This is a genomic window from Mesorhizobium sp. M0051, assembly GCF_040323235.1.
GTDB lineage: Bacteria > Pseudomonadota > Alphaproteobacteria > Rhizobiales > Rhizobiaceae > Mesorhizobium.
This window is the reverse complement of record NZ_JAMYUT010000014.1, coordinates 1-25,784: the sequence shown is the minus strand read 5'-3', so window position 1 is coordinate 25,784 and position 25,784 is coordinate 1. Positions and strand designations below refer to the sequence as shown.

At 63.2% G+C, this 25,784-nt stretch carries 23 protein-coding genes; 17 read left to right on the top strand and 6 right to left on the bottom strand.

All coding sequences use genetic code 11. The features are described from left to right. Window positions 1–19: 19 nt before the first annotated feature. Entirely contained in the window at window positions 20–334 is a 315-nt protein-coding gene (locus tag NKJ90_RS16140) for a hypothetical protein (RefSeq protein WP_023757190.1), read from the top strand. Window positions 335–443: 109 nt separating this feature from the next. Next, entirely contained in the window at window positions 444–629 is a 186-nt protein-coding gene (locus NKJ90_RS16135) for a Flp family type IVb pilin (protein ID WP_023757189.1), read from the top strand. A gap of 28 nt (window positions 630–657) precedes the next feature. Here NKJ90_RS16135 and NKJ90_RS16130 read toward each other — a convergent pair whose 3' ends face one another. Beyond that, entirely contained in the window at window positions 658–1,533 is an 876-nt protein-coding gene (locus tag NKJ90_RS16130) for a methyltransferase domain-containing protein (RefSeq protein WP_023757188.1), read from the bottom strand. A 63-nt stretch (window positions 1,534–1,596) separates the two neighbouring features. On the opposite strand from NKJ90_RS16130, the gene NKJ90_RS16125 reads away from it, so the two are divergent. The 4 genes from NKJ90_RS16125 to NKJ90_RS16110 are packed head-to-tail and all read left to right on the top strand — an operon-like array spanning window position 1,597 to window position 3,990. Next, entirely contained in the window at window positions 1,597–2,397 is an 801-nt protein-coding gene (locus NKJ90_RS16125) for a ComF family protein (protein ID WP_023757187.1), read from the top strand. Window positions 2,398–2,423: 26 nt separating this feature from the next. Beyond that, window positions 2,424–2,693, top strand: coding sequence for a glutaredoxin 3 (gene grxC, locus NKJ90_RS16120; RefSeq protein ID WP_023757186.1), 270 nt, complete (start codon window positions 2,424–2,426; stop codon window positions 2,691–2,693). Between the two features lie 11 nt (window positions 2,694–2,704). Then, on the top strand, window positions 2,705–3,568 hold the full coding sequence (locus tag NKJ90_RS16115) for a carbon-nitrogen hydrolase family protein (protein ID WP_023757185.1): 864 nt from the start codon (window positions 2,705–2,707) through the stop codon (window positions 3,566–3,568). Then, window positions 3,565–3,990, top strand: coding sequence for a DUF1178 family protein (locus NKJ90_RS16110; protein ID WP_023757184.1), 426 nt, complete (start codon window positions 3,565–3,567; stop codon window positions 3,988–3,990). The genes NKJ90_RS16115 and NKJ90_RS16110 overlap by 4 nt, the downstream gene beginning before the upstream one ends. 4 nt (window positions 3,991–3,994) lie before the next feature. On the opposite strand, the gene NKJ90_RS16105 is transcribed toward NKJ90_RS16110, so the two are convergent. Beyond that, the gene (locus NKJ90_RS16105; RefSeq protein ID WP_023757183.1) at window positions 3,995–4,480 is read right to left on the bottom strand and encodes a MarR family winged helix-turn-helix transcriptional regulator; all 486 of its coding nucleotides are present in this window, start codon (window positions 4,478–4,480) and stop codon (window positions 3,995–3,997) included. A 97-nt stretch (window positions 4,481–4,577) separates the two neighbouring features. Between NKJ90_RS16105 and NKJ90_RS16100 the strand changes: the two genes are divergently transcribed. After that, window positions 4,578–5,492, top strand: a complete 915-nt coding sequence (locus NKJ90_RS16100) for a DMT family transporter (protein WP_023757182.1) — start codon at window positions 4,578–4,580, stop codon at window positions 5,490–5,492. A gap of 84 nt (window positions 5,493–5,576) precedes the next feature. On the opposite strand, the gene ubiG is transcribed toward NKJ90_RS16100, so the two are convergent. Next, window positions 5,577–6,326, bottom strand: a complete 750-nt coding sequence (gene ubiG, locus NKJ90_RS16095) for a bifunctional 2-polyprenyl-6-hydroxyphenol methylase/3-demethylubiquinol 3-O-methyltransferase UbiG (protein ID WP_023757181.1) — start codon at window positions 6,324–6,326, stop codon at window positions 5,577–5,579. Between the two features lie 159 nt (window positions 6,327–6,485). Between ubiG and NKJ90_RS16090 the strand changes: the two genes are divergently transcribed. Then, window positions 6,486–7,154 (top strand): putative glycolipid-binding domain-containing protein, encoded by a 669-nt coding sequence (locus NKJ90_RS16090; protein WP_352486347.1) that lies wholly within the window; start codon window positions 6,486–6,488, stop codon window positions 7,152–7,154. Here the strand turns inward: NKJ90_RS16090 and NKJ90_RS16085 are convergent. Continuing rightward, a complete protein-coding gene (locus NKJ90_RS16085; protein ID WP_352486345.1) occupies window positions 7,102–8,943 on the bottom strand; it encodes a CHASE3 domain-containing protein in 1,842 nt (613 codons plus the stop codon). The two genes, NKJ90_RS16090 and NKJ90_RS16085, sit on opposite strands and share 53 nt — an antisense overlap. A 258-nt stretch (window positions 8,944–9,201) precedes the next feature. Between NKJ90_RS16085 and NKJ90_RS16080 the strand changes: the two genes are divergently transcribed. The 8 genes from NKJ90_RS16080 to NKJ90_RS16045 all read left to right on the top strand — a co-directional run bounded on the left by NKJ90_RS16080 (window position 9,202) and on the right by NKJ90_RS16045 (window position 21,004). Further along, window positions 9,202–10,455: an aspartate kinase gene (locus NKJ90_RS16080; protein WP_023757178.1), complete on the top strand. Its 1,254-nt coding sequence runs from the start codon at window positions 9,202–9,204 to the stop codon at window positions 10,453–10,455. Between the two features lie 83 nt (window positions 10,456–10,538). Next, a complete protein-coding gene (ptsP, locus tag NKJ90_RS16075; RefSeq protein WP_023757177.1) occupies window positions 10,539–12,809 on the top strand; it encodes a phosphoenolpyruvate--protein phosphotransferase in 2,271 nt (756 codons plus the stop codon). Between the two features lie 10 nt (window positions 12,810–12,819). Beyond that, entirely contained in the window at window positions 12,820–13,899 is a 1,080-nt protein-coding gene (gene prfA, locus NKJ90_RS16070; protein WP_023757176.1) for a peptide chain release factor 1, read from the top strand. Further along, the gene (prmC, locus tag NKJ90_RS16065; RefSeq protein ID WP_023757175.1) at window positions 13,892–14,770 is read left to right on the top strand and encodes a peptide chain release factor N(5)-glutamine methyltransferase; all 879 of its coding nucleotides are present in this window, start codon (window positions 13,892–13,894) and stop codon (window positions 14,768–14,770) included. The genes prfA and prmC overlap by 8 nt, the downstream gene beginning before the upstream one ends. 302 nt (window positions 14,771–15,072) lie before the next feature. Beyond that, complete coding sequence (locus NKJ90_RS16060; protein WP_023757174.1) at window positions 15,073–16,020, top strand: DUF4167 domain-containing protein; 948 nt, start codon at window positions 15,073–15,075, stop codon at window positions 16,018–16,020. Between the two features lie 221 nt (window positions 16,021–16,241). Continuing rightward, a complete protein-coding gene (clpB, locus tag NKJ90_RS16055; RefSeq protein ID WP_023757173.1) occupies window positions 16,242–18,848 on the top strand; it encodes an ATP-dependent chaperone ClpB in 2,607 nt (868 codons plus the stop codon). Between the two features lie 119 nt (window positions 18,849–18,967). Next, window positions 18,968–19,333, top strand: coding sequence for an MmcQ/YjbR family DNA-binding protein (locus NKJ90_RS16050; RefSeq protein WP_023757172.1), 366 nt, complete (start codon window positions 18,968–18,970; stop codon window positions 19,331–19,333). 150 nt (window positions 19,334–19,483) lie between these two features. After that, window positions 19,484–21,004 carry a L,D-transpeptidase family protein gene (locus tag NKJ90_RS16045; protein WP_023757171.1) on the top strand — a complete coding sequence of 507 codons (1,521 nt, stop codon included), beginning with the start codon at window positions 19,484–19,486 and terminating at the stop codon, window positions 21,002–21,004. Here the strand turns inward: NKJ90_RS16045 and NKJ90_RS16040 are convergent. Next, window positions 20,978–21,610, bottom strand: a complete 633-nt coding sequence (locus tag NKJ90_RS16040; RefSeq protein ID WP_023757170.1) for a TMEM175 family protein — start codon at window positions 21,608–21,610, stop codon at window positions 20,978–20,980. The two genes, NKJ90_RS16045 and NKJ90_RS16040, sit on opposite strands and share 27 nt — an antisense overlap. Window positions 21,611–21,761: 151 nt before the next feature. Between NKJ90_RS16040 and NKJ90_RS16035 the strand changes: the two genes are divergently transcribed. Further along, window positions 21,762–23,321 (top strand): MFS transporter, encoded by a 1,560-nt coding sequence (locus NKJ90_RS16035; RefSeq protein ID WP_023757169.1) that lies wholly within the window; start codon window positions 21,762–21,764, stop codon window positions 23,319–23,321. 27 nt (window positions 23,322–23,348) lie between these two features. On the opposite strand, the gene NKJ90_RS16030 is transcribed toward NKJ90_RS16035, so the two are convergent. Beyond that, window positions 23,349–25,313: a M23 family metallopeptidase gene (locus tag NKJ90_RS16030; protein WP_023757168.1), complete on the bottom strand. Its 1,965-nt coding sequence runs from the start codon at window positions 25,311–25,313 to the stop codon at window positions 23,349–23,351. Window positions 25,314–25,784: the final 471 nt, after the last annotated feature.

Below are 25,784 nucleotides of genomic sequence, written 5' to 3'. Positions count from 1 at the left end.
TTTGCTGGGGAGCGATAGCATGAGCCTAGACAGGGATTGGGACTCGATCCGGCCAGAGCGCGGCTTTCGCGCCGCCGATGCGGGCATGGGGATATTGCGCATCACGCTGCTGTTCGGTTCGGCTGCGGTGGCGCTGGCGCTGATCGCGACTTCTTTCCTCGACAACCAGACACGCCCGCTGTCTGCCCGCGACGGTCTTGCCGGGCTCGACATGACGGCCACCGGCTCACTGAGTCATCGCGAAACCTATACGCTGCGCCGCAGTGTGCTGCAGCCGCAGCCCGGTTCGGTCTGCATCATCAGGTCCAATGGCAGAAGCAGCGGCGATTGCTGACATGGTTAAGACTTTTCGCGAACGCGGCTGTTTCACGGCCTGTTAAGCCTTTGCCGTTAACCTTTCTTAACAGATCGCCGGTAAGGTCCGGGCCAGAGGGGTTCAGGCCATGAAAGCAGTGCTGCTGCGTTTTCTGAAAGACGAGACCGGCGCCACGGCCGTCGAATATGGCGTGATTATCGCTGTGCTGTCGCTGGCCATCGTCGGCGGCATCGGTCAGGTCCGCGACGGGATCATCTGGCTGTTCAGCGACAACAGCAGCAGGCTTGCGAACGCTTTCGCACCCACCCCCTGATCCAATTCTTCCGCGATTGCGGGCAGGATCATTGCCCGTCTGGCGCCTCCAGGATCGCCTTCAGCGAAACCTTGGCCGAACCCGGCTTCAGCGGTTTTTGCTGCGATGCGTCGGGCGCCCAGCCGGACATCCAGACAATCGAGAAACTTGCCCTCACGCGGCCGTCGGGGTCGGAGAACCGCTCTGCGTAGATTTCCGCCGCGCGGGCAAACAGCGTGCGCGAGCCCGGCCGCCGGCTGCGATCGGTGAGCGCATTGGTCTCGCCCATGGCCCGCAAATCCGCCATCAGGTTGAACAGGCTGGCGTAGCGCACCGTCACCGTCTCGACATCGGCGACCGGCAGAGCAAGGCCGGCGCGCTGCAGAAGCGCACCGGCCTCGCGCACGTCGGTGAACGGGATCACACGCGGGCTGGCGCCGCCATAAAGCTCGGTCTCTGCCGCAAGCAGGCTTTCGCGCAACTCGAAAAGCGTGCCGGCGCCGGCAAAGGCGCCGAGGAAAAGCCCGTCCGGCCGCAATGCGCGGCGGATCTGGATCAGCATGCCGGGAATGTCGTTCATCGCCTGCAGCGACAGAAGCGAGACCGCCAGATCGAGGCTCTCCGCCTCGAACGGCACGGTTTCGAGTGGTGCGATCATGCCGGCGCCGCCATCGTTCAGGAACGTCCTATCCGTCTCGACGCGGACAATGTCGGCGACCTTGCCGCTTTGGGCGAGCATTTCGGTTGCAGCCGGTGTCTGGCAGAACAGCACGGCGGCCTTGCCGAACCGGCGCTCGACGGCACCAAGGCGGTCGGCAAGGTCCTCTGCGGTGCGGCGCATGAGGAAGTCCGCGCCGTCGACCGGATGGGCAAGCGCGCGCCGCTTGTGCGCCAGCCACAGAGAGGTATCCATTATCGGCTGCAACGGGCAGATCCTTGTTTGTCCACGCCTATAGATCGTTGATATAGTGATCGCAGGACCAACCACGTGGCCGATCCGATGCCCAAGATCAAGTCCGTCGAGATCCGTAGTTTCGCCCGATCGGCTCTCGGCTGGCCTGCGCGCATCCTGTTTCCGCCGGTCTGCGCCGGCTGCCGAAGGCATGTCTCGCAGCCCGGCGTGCTGTGCGGCGCCTGCTGGCCGAAGCTCAGGCTGCTGGAACGGCCATGGTGCCCGGTGATGGGCACGCCGTTCACCCACCATATGGGCGAGGGCTTTCTGTCCGCCGAGGCCATTGCCGATCCGCCGCCTTTCGAGCGGGCGCGGGCGGCTGTGGCCTATTCCGGCGTTGCCCGCCAGATGGTGCAGGGGCTGAAATACCAGGATCGCACCGATCTCGCGCCATGGATGGCACGCTGGATGGTGCGCGCCGGTGCCGATCTCATCGCGCAGGCGGATGTGGTGGTGCCGGTGCCGCTGCACTGGCGGCGCTTTTTCAGGCGGCGGTTCAATCAATCGGCGGAATTGGCGAGGGCGGTCTCGGCGCTCAGTCATTTGCCGTTCGCGCCCTCGGCGGTGCGGCGCGTAAAACTCACCCGGCAGCAGGTTGGGCTGGAGCGCAGCGAGCGCGAGGAGAATGTGCGGGCCGCCTTTCGCGTGCCCGCCGAGGCGGAAATCGAGATCGCCGGCCGCCGCGTGCTTTTGATCGACGATGTCTACACCACCGGCGCCACCGTGCGTTCCGCCACCAAGGCGCTCAAAAGGGGAGGTGCGGCCGCCGTCGACGTGCTGACCTTCGCGCGTGTGTTGCCGGGGGACTTCCGGGCGGACGAGTCCGTGACTATATAAGTCGGCAACGACAGCGGAAATTCGTCATGGCCGAAGTTACCATCTACACCCGCATGATGTGCGGCTATTGCACGGCAGCCAAGCGGCTGCTCGAACGCAAAGGCGTTGCCTTCACCGAGCACGATGCCTCCTTCTCGCCGGAACTGCGCCAGGAGATGATTTCCCGCGCCCGTGGCCGCTCGACCTTTCCGCAGATTTTCGTCGGCGACACGCATGTCGGCGGTTGCGACGACCTCCATGAGCTGGAAGCCGAAGGCCGGCTGGACAAACTGCTCGCCAATGGCGCGACGAATTGAGGAAGATGGCGATGGGTGTTTTCAAGGCCGCTGCAATCCAGATGCGTTCAGGCGAAAGCCCCGAGCGCAACGCCGTCGATCTCGAGCGGCTGGTGCGTGAGGCTGCTGGCCAAGGTGCGACTTACATCCAGACGCCGGAGATGACCGGCGCGCTGATCCGCGACAGGCAAGCCCGCGCCGCGTCCTTCACGTCCGAGGACAAGGATGTCGTCGTCGCGACCGCGCGCAGACTTGCCAAGGAGTTCGGCGTCTTCCTGCATATCGGCTCGACCGCCATCGCGCGCGCCGACGGCAAGCTCGCCAACCGGGCGCTGCTGTTTGGCCCGGATGGCGCTACGCTCGCCACCTACGACAAGATCCACATGTTCGACGTCGATCTCGACAATGGCGAGAGTTGGCGCGAATCCTCTGCCTATGAGCCGGGGACCGAGGCTGTCGTTGCCGAGATCGAGGGCGCGAAACTGGGCTTCGCGATCTGCTACGATCTGCGCTTTCCGCAATTGTTCCGCGCCGAGGCACTGGCCGGCGCCGATCTGCTTTCCGTACCTGCCGCCTTCACCCGCCAGACCGGTGAGGCGCACTGGCATGTGCTGCTCAGGGCGCGCGCCATCGAGAACGGCGCCTATGTCGTCGCCGCCGCGCAAGGCGGCTTGCATGAAGACGGCCGTGAGACCTATGGCCATTCGCTGGTCGTCGATCCGTGGGGCCGTATCATCGCGGAAGCCGCACATGATGAGCCGGCAGTGATCGTCGCCGAAATCGACCCGGCGCAGTCGCTTGCCGCGCGCAAGAAGATCCCCAATTTGAAAAATGCGCGGGATTTTGCCGTCAACGGCTCGGGCGAGGCGCCGCGTCTCAGGGGTGCAGCCTCTTGATCCGTTTTTCCCTGATCTGCGAGCATGAGCACGAATTCGAAGGCTGGTTTCGCAGCAACGAAGATTTCGATACCCAGAAGAAGCGCGGCTTTGTCGATTGCCCGACCTGTGGCTCGCACAAGGTGCAGAAGGCGCTGATGGCGCCGGCCGTCTCCACGGCGCGCAAGCAGGAAACGATCGCGCTCGCCATGGGCGAGGCGCAGAAGCAGGCTTTGGCGCAACTGAAGGCGATGGCCGAGAAGGTGCGCGAGAATGCCGACTATGTCGGCGACAAATTCGCGGAGGAAGCCCGAAAGATCCATTTCGGCGAAAGCGACCCGCGCGGCATCTATGGCGAGGCGACGCTGGACGAGGCCAAGAGCCTGGCCGAGGACGGCGTCGAGTTCATGCCGATCCCGGTGTTCCCGGACGACCGCAACTGAGCGGCTAGCTGACGCTGCCGATCAGCTTTTCAAGCAGCCGAGAGAGCGTTTCCTTTTCTGCCTGCGTCAGGCTCGCCAGAATCTTGTGCTCGTTGGCAACATGGGCGGTAACTGCCTCGTCGATCAAAGCCAGCCCCTTTTCGGTCAACCGCACGACGATGCCGCGCCGATCGTTGGGGTGTGGCCCGCGCAGGATCAATCCGGACGTTTCGAGCCGGTCGAGCCTGTTGGTCATGGCGCCGGACGTCACCATCGTCGCTTCATAGAGGGCGGTCGGCGTCAGCGCGTAAGGCGAGCCAGAGCGGCGCAGTGTGGCCAGCACGTCGAATTCCCCGGACTGCAATCCATAACGGGCAAACAATGGACCGAGGTGCTCGCGGGCGATCAGCGAGGCGGCCTCGTTCAGCCGCCCGAGCACTGCCATGGGCGAGACATCCAGATCGGGCCGCTCCCGCTTCCATTGCTCGATCGCCCTTGCTGCCCTGTCCAACTGTCTCACCATCATATATCTTGACGTTAAGAATCTTTCCATTATCTTACCTCAAGATGCAATGCCGGCCAAGGGCCGCTCGCAACAGGGTTCGATGATGAAATTTCTCTGGGATTCGCCGCTCGGACTGCTGGTCGTCACCGGCGGTTTGCTCGGCCTGACGCTGCCATTCGGCAAACTCGCCACCGCTGCCGGCGTGCCGGCCATGGTCTGGGCTTTCGTCATCTCGCTTGGCGCCGGCGGCGTGCTGTTGTGCGCCTTGCTGCTACGCGGCCAGCGTGTCCGGGTCACGGCGCACGAACTGCGCTATTTCTTCGTCACCGCGGCGGTGTCCTATGCCGTGCCCAATCTCCTGATGTTCTCGGCCATTCCGCATCTTGGCGCCGGCTATACCGGCATCATGTTCACCCTGTCGCCGGTCATCACGCTGGTGTTCTCCATCCTGCTGCGTGTCCGGCGCCCGAACATGCTGGGCATTGTCGGCATTGCCGTCGGCTTTGTCGGCGCCGTCATGGTGGCGGTGACGCGCGGCGAGGCCGGCCAGCCGGCCGATCTGGTCTGGGTGGTGATGGGGCTGCTCATCCCGGTCAGCCTTGCCGCCGGCAACATCTACCGCACGGCCGACTGGCCCCACGGCACCGGCCCCATCGAGCTTGCCGTCGGCAGCCACCTGGCATCGGCGGCGATACTGCTTGTCGGCATTCTGGCTGTGTTCGGCGTCAAGGCCTTCGCTCCCCTGAGCGGCGTGCCGATGGTGGTCGTCGCGCAGGCTGCGTCGGCGTCGGCGATGTTCGCCTTCTTCTTTAGGCTGCAGGCGGTCGGCGGTCCGGTCTACCTCAGCCAGATCGGCTACGTGGCGGCGGCCGTCGGCCTGTTTGCCGGCACGATCTTCCTCGGCGAGCAGTATCAGTTGCTGACCTGGGCGGGCGCGGTCATCATCACCGCCGGCGTTTTCATCACCACCAGTGCACAAAATCAGATCAGCACGAAGTCGCAAAGCCAGCCTGCGTGAGCGGCTTCGCCACCGGGTATCGGCCGAGCCGCCCAGGGCGATCTATTGGCGCGGTGGCTATCGGCCGCTCGATTCCGAACAGGGTCAGACCGAGCTTTTTTCCGCCAGCACCATGTAGTTGACGTCCATGTCCTTCGAGCGCGCCCAACGGTCGGCGAGCGGATTGTAGGTGACTCCGGTGCGGTCGATGACGGTGAGGCCAGCGCTGCCAAGTGCCTTCTCAAGCTCTTCCGGGCGCACCAGCTTGCCGAATTGGTGGGTGCCGCGCGGCAACCAGCGCAGCACGTATTCGGCGCCGATGATGGCCAGTCCGAGCGCCTTCAGCGTGCGGTTGATGGTGGCCACGAACATGATGCCGCCCGGCCGGACCATCTCGCCGCATTTGGCGACAAACAGGTCGATGTCGGCGACATGCTCGACCACTTCCATGTTGAGGATGACGTCGAATTTCTCACCGGCGTCCGCAAGGTCCTCGGCAGTCGTGGCGCGATAATCGACGCTGACATTGACCTCGGCCGCGTGCAGCTTGGCCACTTCGATGTTTGTTTCGGAGGCATCCGCGCCAACGACTTCGGCGCCAAGCCGCGCCATCGGCTCGCACAACAGGCCGCCGCCGCAGCCGATGTCGAGGATGCGCAGACCCTCGAAAGGCCTCGCGGCGCGTGGATCACGGCCAAAGCGCGTCGCTATCTGGTCGCGGATATAGGACAGCCGGACCGGATTGAATTTGTGCAGCGGACGGAACTTGCCGTTCGGGTTCCACCATTCGGCGGCTAGGGCGGAAAAGCGTTCCACCTCTCCGGCATCGATCGTCGATCGTCGGGGCTCTGGCATCGATTGGTCTCCTCGAACGCTAGGAAGTCGGGCGTGAGACCGCGAATGTCAAGGCAGCATTTTTCGATGCAGTCGAAGCGACAGGTTCTGTCAGCACATGTCACCTGTCGGGCATCTCGTCGAAACACAATTGGCCCGCCGGGCGAAAAGAGGACAGGGTTGAAGTTCGAGGAGATGACGATGAAAGAGGAAACGGCTTCGATCCTCTGGCGCCGGCTGGACCTGGAGGGCCACGACGCCTGCCTGCTTTCGCCGACCGACGACGGGCACAGCCTCAAGGGGCAGGCCATCTTCATCCAGGACGGCAAGCCATGCTGCCTTGCCTATGAGGTGGATTGCGATGCCGGCTGGCGCACACGGGCGGCGCGGGTCGACGGCTTTCTCGGCACGCGCGAGCTGCATTATGCGATCGAACGCGGTTCGGATGGCCGCTGGATGCTGAACGGCGAAGTCCAGCGGGATGTCGCCGGCCTCGTCGACGTCGACCTCGGGTTCACGCCGGCATCGAACCTTCTGGCGATCCGCCGGTTCGATCTCGGCATCGGCGAGGCGACGCCCGCCCCCGCCGCCTACCTGACCTTTCCGGAGCTCAAGCTGGCGCGCCTCGAACAGAGCTACCGTCGTCTCGATGAGGCTCGCTACGCCTACGCCGCGCCCATGTTCGGCTATGACGAGGTCCTTCAGGTTTCGCCGCGCGGGTTCGTAGTCGATTATCCGGCCTGTGGGCAAGCTCGGCTGCATCAGGCTGAAGCGATCAAGATCATTCCGATGTGGCCTATTTCGTGTCCAGCACGTCGCGCAGTTTCGTCGCCAACTGCTCGATGGTGAAGGGCTTGGCCAGGAAATGCACGTCATGGTCGAGCACGCCATTGTGCACCACGGCGTTCCTGGTGAAGCCGGTGGTGAAGATCACCTTCAGCCGCGGCATGCGCGCGACCGCCTCTTGCGCCAGCTTGCGGCCGTTCATCACCGGCATGACGATATCGGTGAACAGAAGTGCGACGCCGGGGTTTTCCGCCAGCTTCTGCAACGCTTCCTGGCCACTCGCCGCGTCGATGACGGCGTAGCCGAGTTCGCGCAGGGCATCCGTGGTGGAGGCACGCACGCCGGCATCGTCCTCGACGACAAGGATCGTTTCGGTGACCGGCGCGGCGGGATTCTCGCCGCGCCCGCCCGACACGACAGGTCCCTGCGGGTCGAAGAATCGCGGCAAGTATATCTTGACCGTCGTGCCTTCGCCGGGTTCGGAATAGATCTTGACGTGGCCACCCGACTGTTTGACGAACCCGAATACCTGGCTCAGTCCCAGGCCGGTCCCCTTGTTGACCGGCTTGGTGGTGAAAAAGGGCTCGAAGGCCCTGGCTATGATTTCGGGGGCCATGCCCGAACCGGTGTCGCTGACGGCGATCATCACATACTGGCCGGCCTCGACATCGGCATGTGCTGCGGCGTAGTTGTCGTCGAGATGGCTGTTGGCGGTTTCGATGGTCAGCTTGCCGCCATCTCCCATGGCGTCGCGTGCATTGACGGCGAGGTTGAGAATGGCGTTCTCGATCTGGCTCGGGTCGGCATGGATCTTCCACAAGCCGCCCGCCAGCACGGTTTCGATGCGGATGGCTTCGCCGAGTGCCCGCCGGATCAGGTCCGACATTCCGGTCAGCAGACGGTTGGCGTCGACGATCTGCGGCGCCAGTGGCTGCTGACGCGAGAAGGCGAGCAGCCGGGCCGTCAGATTGGCGGCACGGGTCGCTGCGTCGACCGCCGCTTCGAGGAATTTTTCGATGTCGTGTTCGCCGCGCGCCAGCTTGCGCTGGGCGAGGTTCATGGCGCTGATGATCACAGCCAGCATGTTGTTGAAATCGTGGGCGATACCGCCCGTCAGCTGGCCGACTGCCTCCATCTTCTGCATCTGGCGTATCTGGGATTCGGCCTTTTCGCGCGTCTGGATCTCATGGCCGAGCGCGATGTTCTTGCGCATCAGTTCTTCCTGGACGACGACCACGTCGTGAAAGCGGCGACGCGATTGCCTGATCGTGTAGGCGGCAAGCAGGAAGATCGCCAGCAGCGCCGCCAGCGAACCGATGCGCAGCCAGGCCTCGACCTGGTCGGTATGGCTGTCGCGCGCAGCGAGGGCGGCGGCGCTGATGCGTCGGATCGCATCCATGCTTGTCCGGATTTCGTCCATGGCGGCCTTGCCCTGGCCGCTGCGGACCAGATCCAGCGCCTTTGTCGCATTGCCTTGGTCATACAGCGCAATCGTCTCGGCCATTTCAGCCTGCTTTTGCGAAAGCGCCTCCTTGATGTGGTTGATTTGCTGGACGACCTGGTCGTCGGGGGCGGTCATGCCTTCGATATGCGCAAGTTGCTCGGGAATTGCGTCGACGGCTTGCCGATAGGGTTCGAGATAGGATTTCTCGCCGGTCAGCAGGTAGCCGCGCTGACCGCCCTCCGCGTCTTGCGCCAGCGAAAGCAGCTCGGAAAGCAATTGCTGATACTCGATTGCTTCGCGCGCGGCGGCGCGATTGGCCCTCTGGCCCTCGACCAGCATGGCACGGCTTCCGACGATCAGCGCCAACACTGCGAAGCCGATGATGAGCGGGAGCGATTGCCACCGCATGGCACGCCGAAGACGAGTAATCATCTGCAATGCTGAACCAAAAGGAGTTCCCCTGGGCCATATTTCGTAAGCGGCGGCGGGGCGGAACGCAATATGCCGTCTTCTTGAAGGCGGCAATCCGCCGCCAGCCTTGCGAAACCTTCATCATTTGGCTAAGGAGGCCGCGCATTCAGCGGCCGGCGTCAGCCGGCCTTCCACTTTTTGGGATTCCCGCCTTTTTTGGCTGGATCCGGCTTCAGTCAAAGGCATTTCGCTTCCATGGCGCGCATCGTGATGAAATTCGGCGGAACCTCCGTCGCCGACATCGCCCGCATCCGCAACGTGGCGCGTCATGTGAAACGCGAGGTCGACGCCGGCCATGAGGTGGCGGTGGTCGTTTCGGCGATGTCCGGCAAGACCAACGAACTGGTCGGCTGGACCCGCGAGGCCTCGCCGATGCACGACGCACGCGAATATGACGCGGTCGTCGCTTCCGGCGAACAGGTCACGGCCGGCCTTCTGGCAATCACCTTGCAGAACATGGGCGTGCATGCACGCTCGTGGCAGGGCTGGCAGATCCCGATCAAGACCGACAATGCGCATGGCGCGGCGCGCATCCTCGACATTGATGGTGCGTTCCTGATCAAACGCTTCGGCGAGGGCCAGGTGGCGGTGATCGCCGGATTCCAGGGCATCGGTCCGGACAATCGCATCTCCACGCTTGGCCGCGGCGGCTCCGACACCAGCGCGGTCGCCATTGCGGCGGCGGTCAAGGCCGATCGTTGCGACATCTACACCGATGTCGACGGGGTCTATACCACCGACCCGCGCATCGAGCCCAAGGCGCGGCGTCTGGCCAAGATATCGTTCGAGGAAATGCTTGAAATGGCCTCGCTCGGTGCCAAGGTTCTGCAGGTGCGTTCGGTCGAGCTTGCCATGGTGCACAGGGTGCGTACCTTCGTGCGGTCGTCCTTCGACGATCCCAATGCGCCCGGAATGGGGGATTTGCTCAATCCGCCCGGAACGCTCATTTGCGACGAGGAAGAGATCGTGGAACAACAGGTCGTCACCGGAATTGCCTATGCCAAGGACGAGGCGCAGATTTCGCTGCGCCGGGTCGGCGACCGGCCGGGCGTTGCCGCCGGCATCTTCGGGCCGCTGGCCGAGGCCAACATCAATGTCGACATGATCGTCCAGAACATATCCGAGGACGGAAAGTCTACCGACATGACATTCACCGTGCCCTCGGGCGATGTCGACAAGGCGCTGGCCGTGCTGGAGCGCCTCAAGGCGTCGATCGGCTACGATGTCGTGCAGTCGGAAGCCGGCATGTCGAAAGTTTCCGTCATCGGTATCGGCATGAGGAGCCATGCCGGCGTCGCCGCCACCGCTTTCAAGGCGCTGGCCGACAAGTCGATCAACATCCGTGCCATCACGACTTCGGAGATCAAGATTTCGATCCTGATCGACGGTCCGTACACCGAACTTGCGGTTCGCACTTTGCATTCCGTCTACGGTCTGGATAAGCAGTAGCGAGAACGATTTGAGTTGTTGCGTGTGCGCCGGTCGCAGTGGAAACTGTGGCGGGCAGAATGCCCATTGGAGAACAAGCCGCGATGCGTGATCAGGCCAGTGGCCCGCGCGTTTTGCTGAAACGGCTCCGCGAGCTCATGCAGGAGCCGCTGGAGCCGCAGGAGCGGCTTGACCGGATCGTGCGCGACATCGCCTCCAATATGGTCGCCGAAGTCTGCTCGCTCTATGTGCTGCGCTCCGATTCGGTGCTCGAACTCTACGCCACCGAGGGTTTGAACCCGAACGCCGTCCATCTGGCGCAGTTGCGATTGGGGCAAGGCCTGGTCGGCACGATCGCGGCCAGCGCGCGGCCGCTCAATCTCTCGAATGCGCAGGAACACCCGGCCTTCGCTTATCTGCCGGAGACCGGGGAAGAGATCTACAATTCCTTCCTCGGCGTGCCGGTGCTGCGGGCAGGGCGCACATTGGGCGTGCTTGTGGTGCAGAACAAGACCATGCGTCACTATCGCGACGATGAGGTCGAGGCGCTGGAAACCACCGCCATGGTGATCGCCGAGATGATCGCCACCGGCGATCTGGCGCGGCTGACCAGGCCCGGTCTCGAACTCGATCTGCGCCGCCCGGTCAGCTTCACCGGCCTGTCCTTCAATGACGGCGTCGGGCTTGGCCATGTCGTGCTGCACGAGCCGCGCATCGTCGTCACCAATCTGTTCAACGAGGACAGCGAGGAAGAGGTCCGCCGGCTCGAAACCTCGCTCGGCTCGCTCAGGCTGTCCATCGACGACATGCTGGAGCGCCGCGATGTTGCCTTCGAGGGCGAGCATCGCCAGGTTCTGGAAGCCTATCGCATGTTCGCCAACGACCGCGGCTGGGTGCGGCGGCTTGAGGAGGCGATCCGCAACGGCCTGACGGCCGAGGCTGCCGTGGAAAAGGTGCAGAGCGACATGCGCGCCCGCATGCTGCACATGACCGATCCGTATCTGCGCGAACGGATGAGCGACTTCGACGACCTCGCCAACCGGCTGCTGCGCCAGCTGATGGGACGTGGGCCGGAGGATGTCGCCGCATCGCTGCCGAAGGACGCCATCATCGTTGCCCGTTCGATGGGGGCCGCCGAACTGCTCGATTATCCCCGGGACAAGATGCGCGGGCTGGTGCTCGAGGACGGTGCCGCGACCAGTCACGTCGTCATCGTCGCGCGTGCCATGGGCATCCCTGTCGCCGGCCAGATGAAGGGCGCCGTTTCCATGGCGGAAAACGGCGACGCCATCATAGTCGATGGCGAAGAGGGCGTGATCCATTTGCGGCCGCAGGCCGATCTCGAAGCCGCCTATGCCGAAAAGGTGCGTTTCCGGGCGCGCCGGCAAGAGGTCTATCGCGAGCTGCGCAAGAAGCCGTCGACGACCAAGGACGGCGTCCAGGTCGACCTGCTGATGAACGCCGGTCTTGCGGTCGACCTGCCGCAGCTCGCCGAGGCGGGTGCGGCCGGTATCGGCCTGTTTCGCACCGAATTGCAATTCATGGTCGCCTCGACATTTCCCCGGGCCGAGGCCCAGGAAAAGCTTTACCGCGACGTGCTTGAGGCAGCGCGCGGCAAGCCGGTTACCTTCCGCACCATCGATATTGGCGGCGACAAGGTGCTGCCCTACTTCAAGGGCTCTATCCAGGAGGAGAATCCGGCGCTCGGCTGGCGGGCGATCCGCCTGACGCTGGATCGGCCGGGCTTGCTGCGCACCCAGATCCGCGCCTTGCTCAAGGCCAGCGGCGGGCGCGAATTGAAGCTGATGCTGCCGATGGTGACCGAACTCGGCGAGATCGCCCAGGCGCGCGAGATCATCGATCGCGAGGTGCGGCATCTGTCGCGTTTTGCCCATCATTTGCCGACCAGCCTCAAGCTGGGCGCCATGCTGGAAGTGCCGTCGCTTTTGTTCCAGCTCGACGAATTGATGAAGGCCGTCGATTTCGTCTCGGTCGGTTCGAACGACCTGTTCCAGTTCGTCATGGCCGTCGACCGCGGCAACACGCAATTGGCCAACCGTTTCGACACGCTGTCGGCGCCGTTCCTGCGGGTGCTCAAGCAGATCGCCGATGCCGGCGTCCGCAACCACACGCCGGTGACCCTGTGCGGCGAACTCGCCGGAAAACCTATCTCGGCGATGGCGTTGATCGGCCTCGGCTTCCGCTCCATCTCGATGTCGCCGGCCTCGATCGGCCCGGTCAAGGCGATGCTGACGGAACTGCCGCTGGATGAGCTGGAGGCGTTCTTCGACGACAATCTGATGGCGCCGGCGCAGGGGTTGCCGATGCGGGCGCTGCTGCAGGCCTTTGCCGACGACCGTTCGATTCCATTGTAGCAGCCTCATCATGGTCAACCTGCCCCGCGATCGTATGGATCAAGTCGTCAAGCGTTTCGAGATGCTCGAAGCGCAGATGTCGGCTGGCCCGGCGCCGGATGCCTATGTACGGATGGCGTCCGAATATGCCGACATCCAGGACATGGTGGCCAAGGTCAGGGCACTGCGCTTGGCCGAGCATGAGCAGGCCGACCTCAAAGCCATGCTTGCCGACAAGGGCACCGATGCCGAGATGCGGGCGCTTGCCGAGGCCGACCTGCCGGAGGTCGAGGAACGCATCGAGGCGCTGCAGAGGGACATCCAGATCCTGCTGTTGCCCAAGGATGCCGCCGACGACAAGAACGCCATTCTCGAAATTCGTGCCGGAACCGGCGGCGATGAGGCCGCCCTTTTCGCCGGCGATCTGTTTCGCATGTATGAGCGCTACGCTGCCGAACGTGGCTGGCGTTTCGAGACGGCTTCGGCCAGTGAAGGCGATGCCGGCGGCTACAAGGAAATCATCGCCACGGTGTCGGGCAAGGGCGTCTTTGCGCATCTGAAATTCGAATCCGGCGTGCACCGCGTGCAGCGCGTGCCGGCGACCGAGGCGAGCGGGCGCATCCACACGTCGGCGGCAACCGTCGCAGTGCTGCCGGAAGCCGAAGAGGTCGACATCGACATCAGGGCCGAAGACATCCGCATCGACACGATGCGCGCCTCGGGTTCAGGCGGCCAGCACGTCAACACCACCGATTCGGCCGTTCGCATCACCCATTTGCCAACCGGCATCATGGTGGTGCAGGCGGAGAAGTCGCAGCATCAGAATCGGGCGAAGGCCATGCAGATCCTGCGCGCCCGGCTCTATGACCTGGAGCGCGGCAAGGCCGACGAGGAGCGTTCCGAATCGCGCAAGTCGCAGGTCGGTTCCGGCGACCGCTCTGAACGCATCCGCACCTATAATTTCCCGCAAGGCCGCGTCACCGACCACCGCATCAACCTGACGCTCTACAAGCTCGACCGGGTAATGATGGGCGAACTCGACGAGATCATCAACGCGCTGATCGCCGATCACCAGTCGAAGCTGCTTGCCGACATCGGCATCGATGGCTGATCAACTGCCCGAGACGCTCGGGCCGCTGCTGCGGGAAGCGCAGGCTCGGCTTGCCGCTGCCGCTTCCAATGATCCGGCGCTCGATGCGCGGCTGATCGTCGAGCATTTTTCCGGCACCACGCGTACGCAAGCCATCGCGGACCCCGAACGCAAGGTCGACGCCGATATTGTTGTCGAAATCGACGCCGCCTTGCGGCGCCGCGCCGGCGGTGAGCCGGTGCACCGCACCCTTGGCTATCGTGAATTCTACGGTTTGCGCCTGTCGCTGTCGCCGGAAACGCTGGAGCCGCGGCCGGATACCGAAACGCTGGTCGAGGCGGTGTTGCCCTTCGTCAAGGCAATCGCGGCGCGGGAGGGCGTATGCCGGATCCTCGATCTTGGCACCGGCACCGGCGCCATTGCGCTGGCGCTGCTCAGCGCCGTGCCGACAGCTACGGCCACCGGTGTCGATCTGTCCGCGGGCGCGTTGGCGACGGCGACCCGCAATGCCGGGCAGTTGGGCCTTGCAAGGCGGTTCACAGCGCTCCAGTCGGACTGGTTTGAAAAAGTTTCGGGCCGGTACCATGTAATTGCCGCAAACCCTCCCTATATACCCTCTGAAGACATAGGAAATCTGCAGGACGAAGTCCGCAATTTCGACCCGCGCTTGGCCTTGGATGGCGGCGCGGATGGTCTGAACCCCTATAGGATCATCGCCGCGGAGGCGGCGAGGTTTTTGGAAACTGAAGGCAGGATTGCGGTCGAGATCGGCCACACGCAGCACGATCAAGTCTCGAAGACATTCACAGTTGCCGGCTACGTGCCGGGTGGTGCTTTTCGGGATCTTGGCGGAAACGACAGGGTTCTTGTCTTTGAAAGGATAAAGCCTTGATGCAGTGCAAAAAAGCGCTTGGCAATGCCGGGGAATGCGGCTAGGGTCGCCTTAACCGGATGAGACGAAGCAGGCAGTGCTCTTAGCGATTCGGTTTTCCTTGGAAATAGCTGCCTTCTTGCGCAAACGATGCCCAAGCTTCGTGCGGGAATCGTCCGGCAAGTGATGTAACCGGAACAGGATGGCACGTGGCGCCAACGCAATTGATGCGGGCGAACGCCGGTGAAGAGACGAAGCGGCTGGCTGCATGAGCGCCTCCGTTCGTGAAGAGTTTTCGAAAATTTCAAGATGAAGAGAGTTTGATGAGGCCACAACAGCAGAACAGGCGCATGCGCGGTCGCAACAACAATGGCGGCGGCAGCAACAATAACAACAATAACAACAACAACCGCAAGGGGCCGAACCCCCTGACGCGCAACTACGAGAGCAATGGCCCGGACGTCAAGATCCGCGGTTCGGCTCAGCAGATCGCCGAAAAATACGCCACCCTTGCCCGCGACGCGCAAAGCTCCGGCGATCGGGTCATGGCGGAGAATTATCTCCAGCACGCCGAACATTACAATCGCATCATCGCGGCCGCGCAGGCGCAGATGCCGATCCAGAACACGCAGCAGAATCGCGATGATTTCGACGATGACGGCGACGAGGATCGCGACGATTTCGACAATGCCAGCAACAACAGCAATACCGTTTCCGATGCCCAAGTGCCGGTGATCAACCATGGCGCCGGCCCGCAGCCGGTCATCGAAGGCATGCCGGCCGAGGTTGCGCTCAACCGGGAAGGTGGCCGCGACAATCGTGATAATAGCGGGCGTGACAATAGCGGGCGCGACAATAGCGGGCGCAACAGTGGTGGCCGCGACAACAGTGGCGCACGCCATCGCGATCGTCGCCCCAATGGCGGTTACGGCCAGCGGGATTATTCATCGTCCGCCGAGCAAGGTGGTCAGCCCCGGAGCAACGAGGCTCCGGTTCAGGCCGAAACCGCTTCGCCGACCGAGTCCGTTGCGGCGGCCGAACCCGCTCCGTTGTTCGAGAACCTTTCGCCGGCGGATCTTGCCGCCCGGGCCGAGCTCAATGAGGCGGCCGCCGAAAGCGGTGCTGCCCGTCGCCCGAGGCGTCCGCGCCGTCCGCGCGTCAACGCCAATCAGGTCGATGGCGGTGGCGACAGAGCCGAAGGTGGCGAGGTGACTGCGGCCCCGGCCGACAGCGGCAACGCTGAACCGGCCATTGTCGACATCGACAACTGATCGAACGACATTTCAATACATTGAGCGGCGGGGATAAATCTCCGCCGTTTTTGTTTTGTGCCGCGATGGAATATTATGCATTGACCGACATCAAGGCGTCTTGAGACAGCATGGCCTATGCACCATATCTCGGCTGAACAGGATCCGGCTCGAATGGGCGGATTCGTCACCGCAATCTGATCCGGTGCCGCAAAGCGGGCCGGTGATGGAAGGAGACAGATATGAACCTTGAGAAATACTCCGAGCGCGTGCGCGGCTTCATCCAGTCCGCGCAGACCATGGCGCTCTCCCGCAACCACCAGCAGTTCACGCCTGAACACATCCTGAAGGTGCTCGTCGACGATGACGAGGGCCTGGCCGCATCACTGATCGAGCGCGCCGGCGGTAATGCCCGCGACGTCAAGCTTGGCGTCGAGACGGCGCTCGAGGCGATGCCCAAGGTCGAGGGCGGCAATGGCCAGCTCTATCTGGCGCAGCCGCTGGCAAAAGTGTTCTCGACCGCCGAGGAACTGGCCAAGAAGGCCGGCGACAGTTTTGTCACCGTCGAGCGGCTGCTGCAGGCGCTCGCCATGGAGAAATCGGCCAAGACCGCCGACATCCTTTCCAAGGCCGGCGTCACCGCGCAGGCACTCAACCAGGTCATCAACGACGTCCGCAAGGGCCGCACCGCCGATTCAGCGAGTGCCGAACAGGGCTACGACGCGCTGAAGAAATATGCGCGCGACCTGACCGCGGATGGGCGTGCCGGCAAGCTCGATCCGGTGATTGGCCGTGACGACGAGATCCGACGCACCATCCAGGTGCTGTCGCGCCGCACCAAGAACAATCCGGTGCTGATCGGTGAACCGGGCGTCGGCAAGACAGCGATCGCCGAAGGCCTGGCGCTGCGCATCGTCAATGGCGACGTGCCGGAATCGCTGAAGGACAAGCAATTGATGGCGCTCGACATGGGCGCGCTGATTGCCGGCGCCAAATACCGCGGCGAGTTCGAGGAGCGGCTGAAGGCCGTGCTCTCCGAAGTCACCTCGGCCAGCGGCAACATCATCCTGTTCATCGACGAGATGCATACGCTGGTCGGCGCCGGAAAGGCGGATGGCGCCATGGATGCGTCGAACTTGTTGAAGCCCGCGCTTGCGCGCGGTGAACTGCACTGTGTCGGCGCCACCACGCTCGACGAGTACCGCAAGCATGTCGAGAAAGATGCAGCCCTTGCCCGCCGCTTCCAGCCGGTGTTCGTCGATGAGCCGACGGTGGAAGACACCGTTTCAATCCTGCGCGGCCTGAAGGAAAAATACGAGCAGCACCACAAGGTGCGTATCTCGGATTCGGCGCTGGTGGCGGCGGCGACGCTGTCCAACCGCTACATCGCCGACCGCTTCCTGCCGGACAAGGCGATTGACCTCGTCGACGAAGCCGCATCGCGGCTGCGCATGCAGGTCGATTCCAAGCCCGAAGCACTGGACGAGATCGATCGCCGCATCATGCAGCTCAAGATCGAGCGCGAAGCGCTGAAGGTCGAGACGGACGATGCCTCAAAGGACCGGCTCGCCCGCCTGGAAAAGGAACTCGTCGGCCTCGAAGAGGAATCGACCGAGATCACCGCCAAATGGCAGGCCGAGAAGCAGAAGCTCGGGCTCGCCGCTGACCTCAAGAAGCAGCTCGACGAGGCGCGCAACGACCTTGCCATTGCCCAGCGCAAGGGTGAGTTCCAGCGCGCCGGCGAGCTGGCCTATGGCAAGATCCCGGAACTGGAAAAGAAGCTGAAGCAGGCCGAGGCCCAGGACGGCAAGGTCGGCATGGTCGAAGAGGTGGTCACCCCCGACCACGTCGCCCATATCGTCTCGCGCTGGACCGGCATTCCAGTCGACAAGATGCTGCAGGGCGAGCGCGACAAGCTGCTGCGCATGGAAGACGAGATCGGCAAGCGCGTCGTCGGCCAGGGCGAAGCGGTGCAGTCCGTCTCGAAGGCCGTGCGTCGGGCGCGTGCGGGCCTGCAGGATCCGAACCGGCCGATCGGCTCGTTCATGTTCCTCGGACCGACGGGTGTCGGCAAGACCGAACTGACCAAGGCGCTGGCTAACTTCCTGTTCGACGACGAAAGCGCGATGGTGCGGATCGACATGTCGGAGTTCATGGAGAAGCACTCGGTTGCCCGGCTGATCGGCGCGCCTCCCGGCTATGTCGGCTATGAGGAAGGTGGCGCGCTGACCGAAGCGGTGCGGCGGCGGCCCTATCAGGTCGTGCTGTTCGACGAGATTGAAAAGGCACATCCCGATGTCTTCAACGTGCTGTTGCAGGTGCTCGACGACGGCCGCCTGACCGATGGCCAGGGCCGTACCGTCGACTTCCGCAACACGCTGATCATCATGACCTCGAACCTCGGTGCTGAATATCTCGTCAATCTCGGCGAGGACCAGGATGTCGATGTGGTTCGCGACGAGGTGATGAATGTCGTCAGGGCATCGTTCCGGCCGGAGTTCCTCAACCGCGTCGACGAGGTGATCCTGTTCCACCGGCTGCGCCGGCAGGATATGGGCCGCATCGTCGAGATCCAGCTCAAGCGGCTGGAGAGCCTGCTTGTCGACCGCAAGATCACGCTGTCGCTGGATCAGGAGGCGATCGACTGGCTGGCAGCCAAGGGTTACGACCCGGCCTATGGCGCGCGGCCGCTGAAGCGCGTGATGCAGAAGGAGTTGCAGGATCCTCTGGCGGAGAAGGTCCTGCTTGGCGACATCCTCGACGGCTCGACCGTCAAGGTGACAGCCGGTTCCGACCGGCTGAACTTCCGCTCGAAGCCGACGATCGTCGCGGCGGAAGCGGCAGCCTAATCCAACGCCGCGCGTCCATTCTGGACGCGCGGCGTCTTAGGTCTTTGACATATGCATGTCATTCTCCCAAAACTGGCGCCACTTTTGGGCGACATACACCTAAAAACCTGAGAGCACTGATGACGCTGGACGACTATAACGACTTCTGCGCTTCATTGCCGTCGACGACCCATGTCGTCCAGTGGGGCGGTGCCCATGTCTGGAAGGTCGGAGCCAAGGTCTTTGCGATCGGCGGCTGGGGCCAGGGTGGCCAACTCTTCGTGACCTTCAAATGCTCCGATATCGCCTATGATGTGCTCAAGGAGCAGCCGGGTCTGCGGCCCGCGCCCTATCTTGCGTCGCGCGGCATGACATGGATCCAGCGTCAGACAAGCCACAGCATGGATGATAGTGCGCTGAAGGACTATCTGCGCGAGAGCTATCGTCTTGTCGCCCTGAAGCTGACCAAGCAGGCGCGCAAGGAATTGGGTCTTGCCGCAAGCTAGATAATATTCGCCGATGCGCCGGAAACCGCCATCTTCATGCCCGGTTCATATTGGAACCATATGGTGATTGACTTGTTTGCTGGCGAAGGGGTTCGCCTTACAGGGACACTGCCGGGCGGCGGCAATTACGGACCGGAGAGCTTCGCCACCATGCTGCGCACGATCTTCACCCTCTCGGCACTTGCCGGCGGGTTCTTGTCTGCCAATGCCGTCGCTGCCCCGACGCAGGACAGCGCACCACCGATTGTCCGCGCCATCAACGACGGTGCCATCCTGCTCGCACAGGACGGCAATCTGGACATCTACTATGACGCCAGGGGCAATCGCGTCATCGTTGACGCCGAAACCGGCAAGGTCATCGCCATTCAGCCGCCGAAGTCGCGACTCGATCGCCGCGCGCTGCGTCGCGAGACACGGTTGCGAGAACTGGGCCGCGTCCCCGATGACAATGATCGCTATTATCTCGACAATCCGGAAGATATGGCGCGGTTCCGTCGCAAGCAACTGGAAGAGGAGGGCCGGGTCATCCCGCCGCCGGCCGACGAATACGATCCTAACGGTGACAATTCCGTGGAAGTCTATCCGCCGGCACCGCAGGACGATGGCAGCTACGACAACAATTTTCCCGATGCACCCCAGCCGGCAGAGCCGCAAATCATAACGCGTCAGCCATTGGACGAGGCCTCGATAGACCCTGGTCAGCCTGCGGCACCGACCGAACAGACCATGCCCGGGGATCAGGCGGCACTGCCGCCGAAGATCGGCGGCAAGACCGTCGAGCCGTCGCTTTCGCTGGGAGCGCGCGAGGACGTCGCAGCGCTGCAGGTGCTGCTCGACCGGGGTGGCGCTTCGCCTGGCGTCATCGACGGGCGATTCGGTTCGAATGTCGACAAGGCACTCGCCGCCTACAACCAGATCACCGGAAGCAATCTGCGATCGACCGATGCTGTCGGCATCCAGTCAGCGCTGGCGCAATCCGGCGGCGACGCTTTCGCCAACTACACGATCACGCCGGAGGATGCGGCCGGCCCGTATGTCGCCTCGATCCCGGAAGACTACAGCCAAAAGGCGCAGCTCGATCGCATGGGCTATACGTCTGTGACCGAAGCGCTGGCGGAGCGCTTCCACATGGACGAGAATTATCTCAAGGCGCTCAACCCGGACGTCAACTTCAATCGCCCCGGCACGATCATCAAAGTCGCCAATTTCGGCAGGTTGGTCTCGACGCCGGTGGCCCGCATCGTCGCCGACAAGGACAAGAAAGAGGTTTTCGCCTATGATGCCGGCGGCAAGCTGGTGGCAGCCTATCCCGCCACCATTGGCTCGTCGGATACGCCGTCACCGTCCGGCACGCATGCGGTATCGCGCGTCGCGCTCGATCCGAACTACACGTACAACCCCAGCATCAATTTCAAGCAGGGTCAAAACAACAAGATCCTGACCATTCCGCCAGGCCCGAACGGTCCTGTCGGCTCGGTTTGGATCGCGCTGGACAAGCCGACCTACGGCATTCATGGCACACCCGACCCCTCCAAGATCGGCAAGACTGAAAGCCATGGCTGCGTGCGCCTGACCAACTGGGATGCGCGTGAGCTGGCCAAGCTGGTTTCGCCGGGTGTGACGGTTGAGTTTGTCGGCGGACCTTCAGCCGATGACTTTGCGCAGCAGTGAACTCCGAAGTGCGGCGGCATAGATCAGCTGCACGACCAGGATGAAGCCGATGCCGAGCAAGGCATTGACGAATGACAATGCGGCGCCGATCGCCCACAGGATTTGCGCCTTGACGATGCGCAGATAAACCGTGCGTTTCGTTTCCGCGTCGACGCCCTCTGCCAGGAAGCCGTTCTTCTCCGCATAGCGCCAGCTCGCGAACAGGGTGACGCCGAGCATCAGCAGATTGAGCCAGTAGACCAGCACGGCGATTCTGAACTCGAGGAAGTCAGCCAGAAGGTCGGTCGAGAACGGCAACAAGGCGATGAAGGCGAGAAAGCAGAGGTTCAACGTCGCAAGCCGTCGGTCGGATCTGGCGATCAGGCCATGCTGTGCCTGCTGGCCGAACCAGAAGATGGTCAGCGTCAGGAAACTCAAGGCGTAAGTCAGGAAGCGTGGCGCCAGTGCTACGATCGCGGCAAGCAGTTCGCCTTCTGAATGGATCGCCTCGCGTGCCGGCACCCTGATTTCGAGGACAATCAAGGTGAGCGCGATCGCGAACACCCCGTCAGTGATGCCGACGATGCGGCCACGTCCCTCCGCCGATGCTTCAAGTGGCCGCTTCATCGATTTCTCCCCGTTGCAATTTGCAGGAAACCTAACATGGCTGCCGCCGTTTGCGTCAGAGCAGGCGCAATCCCGGCAATGTGGCTGGTTTCAACGACAGCAAGCCGCTGGCCGGTTGTTGCCATTACACCCGAAGTCTAAGCAAGGTTCCATGCATTCACCAAGTGCCGCCGCCGCCGTCCCCCTGACCAGTCCGGTCACGAATGGAACCTTCTGCCCGCAAGCGCAGCGGCGATTTGTGCTGATCGCGGCAATCCTGGCCTCGGCGCTCGGCTTCATCGACGGTTCGATCCTTGCCATCGCCATGCCGGCGATCCGCGTCAACCTCGGCGCCAGCCTGGCGCAAGCGCAGTGGATTTCCAACGCCTATGCGTTGACGCTGTCGGCGCTGATCCTTGCCGGGGGTGCCGCCGGTGACCGATTCGGGCTGCGCCGCGCCTTCGTGGCGGGCATTGCGCTGTTCATTGCCGCTTCGCTTGCCTGTGCGCTGGCGCCGAATGCAATTGTGCTGATCGCATTTCGCGCCGTGCAGGGCATTGGTGCTGCGATCATGGTGCCGGGCAGTCTCGCCATCATCGCCAAGGCCTACCCGAAGAAGGAACGCGGCCGCGCCATCGGAGTCTGGGCTGCGGCCTCGGCACTGACCACGGCACTTGGCCCGGTGTTCGGCGGCTTCGTACTGTCGGCTTTCGGCGACGGCATCTGGCGGGCGATCTTCGCCATCAACCTGCCGCTCGGCTTGATCTCGATCTATCTCCTGCTGGCCAAGGTTCCAGCCGATACGCCGACGGAGAAACGCAGCCTGGACCTCGCCGGCGCCGCGCTCGCGACATTGGCGTTCGGCGCGCTCGCCTATGGGCTGACCTCGATGAGCGCCAGCGACGAGAGCCACATGTCGGGGCCGAGCATTGCAGCCGGCGCCGTATTGCTTGTCGTTTTCATCTTTTTCGAACTTCGACAGCGCGAGCCGATGATCGATCTGTCGCTGTTTCGCGTCGGCGCCTTCGCCGGCGCCAATGTGGCGACGTTTTTCCTCTATTTCGCGCTGTCGGCCAATCTTTTCTATCTGCCGATGTTGCTGATAGCCGGCTGGGGCCTGAGTACGGCCGAGGTCGGCTTCATCTTCTTGCCGCTGTCGGCATTGATCGCACTCCTGTCGGGACCGGTCGGCCAGCTGTCGGACCGGATCGGCCCGCGTTTTCCGATCGCCTGCGGCAGCCTCGTCGTGGCTTTCGCCTTCGCCGGACTTGCCTTGCTCGCCCATGCCGGCATTCATAATTTCTGGACGGGGACATTTCCGCTGATGGCGCTGATGGGGCTCGGCATGGCGCTGGTCGTATCGCCATTGTCGACAGCGATCATGACGGCGGTTGAAGACAAGGATACGGGTGCGGCCTCCGGCATCAACAATGCCGTCTCGCGCATCGGCGGTCTGATCGCGGTGGCGGCGATGGGCTCGCTTGCCGCTTGGGTCTACGCGCACGCGCTGGATGGCAATGCAACGCCCGGCGTGCCTGGCTTTGGCGAGCCGGCGACGGTTGGCCTTGCGCCCGCCGTCGATGCGGCAAGGCTCGCCGCGAGCGACGCCGCGTTTGCCGCCGTCTCTGCGGTGACGGCGCTGCTTTGCCTGCTTTCGGCTGTCATCGCCTGGACGACCATTTCCGGGCAACCGCTGCCATGGCCGCGGGGTTCAGAAAATCCGCAAGGCTGAGAAATTCAGCAAGGTTGGACCGACGGATCAACCGTCGATCTTGGCACTCGCAACCTTCAGCGAATCACTGTCTTCCTGCTTCAGCAGATCGTCGATGCGCTCGCGCTCGCGCTTGAAGGCGACGAGGTCGTCGCCCTTCAGCACCTTGCCGACCGGCAGCCGGACGCGCATCGAATCAACTTTGGTGCCGTTGACGATCAGCTCGTAGTGGAGGTGCGGACCGGTGGAGAGACCGGTCTGGCCGAGATAACCAATGATCTGGCCCTGGCGCACGCGCACGCCGGGTTCGATGCCTTTGGCAAAGGCGCTCTGGTGATTGTATGACGTCTCGTAGCCATTGGCATGGCGCAGGATGATCTGCTTGCCATAGCCGCCGGCCCAGCCCGCCTTCTCGACGACACCATTGCCAGCGGCGATGATCGGCGATCCGATGGGAGCGGCCCAATCGGTGCCGGTGTGCATGCGGACATAGCCGAGGATCGGATGTTTGCGGGCACCAAACCCGGAGGTAAATCTGCCGTTGGGCAGCGGGTTGCGCAGCAGGAACTGCTCGGCGCTCGAGCCGTTCTCGTCGAAATAGTCGGTGCTGCCGTCCTGCATCTGGAAGCGGTAGAAGTTGCGCGTCTGGCCGCCGAAGGTCGCCGAGACGTAGAGAAGCTCGGAGCTGTCCGAGGTCTGGTCGTCGCCATCGGGCTGGGAAAACAGCACTTCGATGCGGTCGGCGGGGTTGAGCCGGGACTGGAAGTCGACGCCAGACGCCAGCAGCTTGATCAGCTGCTTGGTCATCGCCTTGGACATGCCGTAGGAATAGGCGGTGCGGTAGATGCCGTCATAAATGTTGGGCAAGTTGCCGCGCACCACCACCGGAGCCGACGAATCATCGAAGGCCGTCAGCAATTCGGGATTAGGATCTGGTTCCTGCGCCGGCACATACTGGCCGCGATCGTCGAGCGCGATGGTGACGATGTGCTGTGTCCTGTCGTAGACGCTGGTGCGCACGACCTTGGCGGCATCGCCGCGAACCTCAAGCCCGACACGCAGCACGGTTCCGGCCTTGAGCGCTGTCGCGTTCAACAGCTTGGTGATGGCTTCGGCCATGCCGGTGGCGTCTTCACCCGTGTAGCCCGAATCAGCAAAAGCCTCAGTGACGTCGAGATCCTTGGTGAAGGGGATGATCTCCTCGGCGAAAGCCGGCGCCTGGTCGTCGGCGGCGCGCGGCGCAACCGAGACGTTTTCCGGCACGATCTTGACGTCGTAGGAGCCTGCCATGCTCTCGGCAAAGGCTTCGCCGAACCGCTGCGGGTCGACATAGTGAAGTGAAGCGACCTGCACGGCGCCGTCGCTGAGGTCGGTGCCGGCTTCGCGCACCACCTTTTCCACCTCGTCGGCGGACAGGTCGCTCTTTTCGTCGAAGGAAGCCGTCTCGATCGGGAAATCGACGGTCTTCAGGCTCATCTCGCTTTCGACCTTGGCGCCGTAGATCTGGCCAGAGGCGGCCGAGGCTGTCGCGGGCTGAGCACTGTCGTCGCTGTCGTCGCCGAACACCTGCATCGGATCGAAGGGCGGGTAGGCGCGGCTGGTGGTGTGGCCCGCGCCAAGCGCCATCTTGATCTGCACGAAAGGCATGGTGTGGATGACGTCGCGGTCGCCGACCTTGGTCACCATCGACACTTCCATGCGGCGACGGTCCTTGGCCTTGGCGATCTGACGCGGCGCCACCAGCCTTGTCGTCTTGGCGACTTCGCCGGAATCGCCGTTACCGGCAAGATTGATCAACTCGGCGATCTCGGGCGGGGTGGCCAGTTGCTGGCGGCCGTCAAGGGCGGCGAACAGCGCGACGCCCATCAGTACGCTTGAGGTCACGCCGGTGAGAAAGGTTCCCGACAGCCAGCGTGCAGAAACCTCGCGCCGATCGGGCGGGCCGCTGCGGCCGTCCGCGATAAGCGGCGGCTCATTGCCGAGTTCGGCTATGACATCTTCCGTGTCTGGCATCCAGAAAGGCTGCTTCTTCCCCGGGCGGAACGGCTTGTCGCTTTTGTTGTGGCCGTGACATTTGCCTGTCATGGCAGGTGAAGTCAACGAAGCGCCAGGCTCCGACCGAATTCCCCCCAAGCACTTCTCTTATAGAGCGCTCTATCGGAAGGGGCGGTGTACCTTCCCTGCAAGGCTCGCCGCGCGCTCCTCTATGAAGCCCTCAAAAAGAGGCACCGCTCCATCGCGCGGCGCCGCTTTCGTCGGGTTTGGTGTCGAACGGCAATGCGGCGGCAATAGGGCTCTTTCGTGGGTGTCCAACCCGTACGGTCCATGTTCCCTTGGGGCAGTCGGCTACCAACAGACCGGGCCCGAGATTTCTGTCGCAAAAAGTTCAAAAACTTTGAGATCGCTGTTGACAGTTCTCGTTGGTGGCGACTATATACGCCTCACGAACGAGGGCGGCTCGCCGCTGGCGACGAAGAAGTTTGC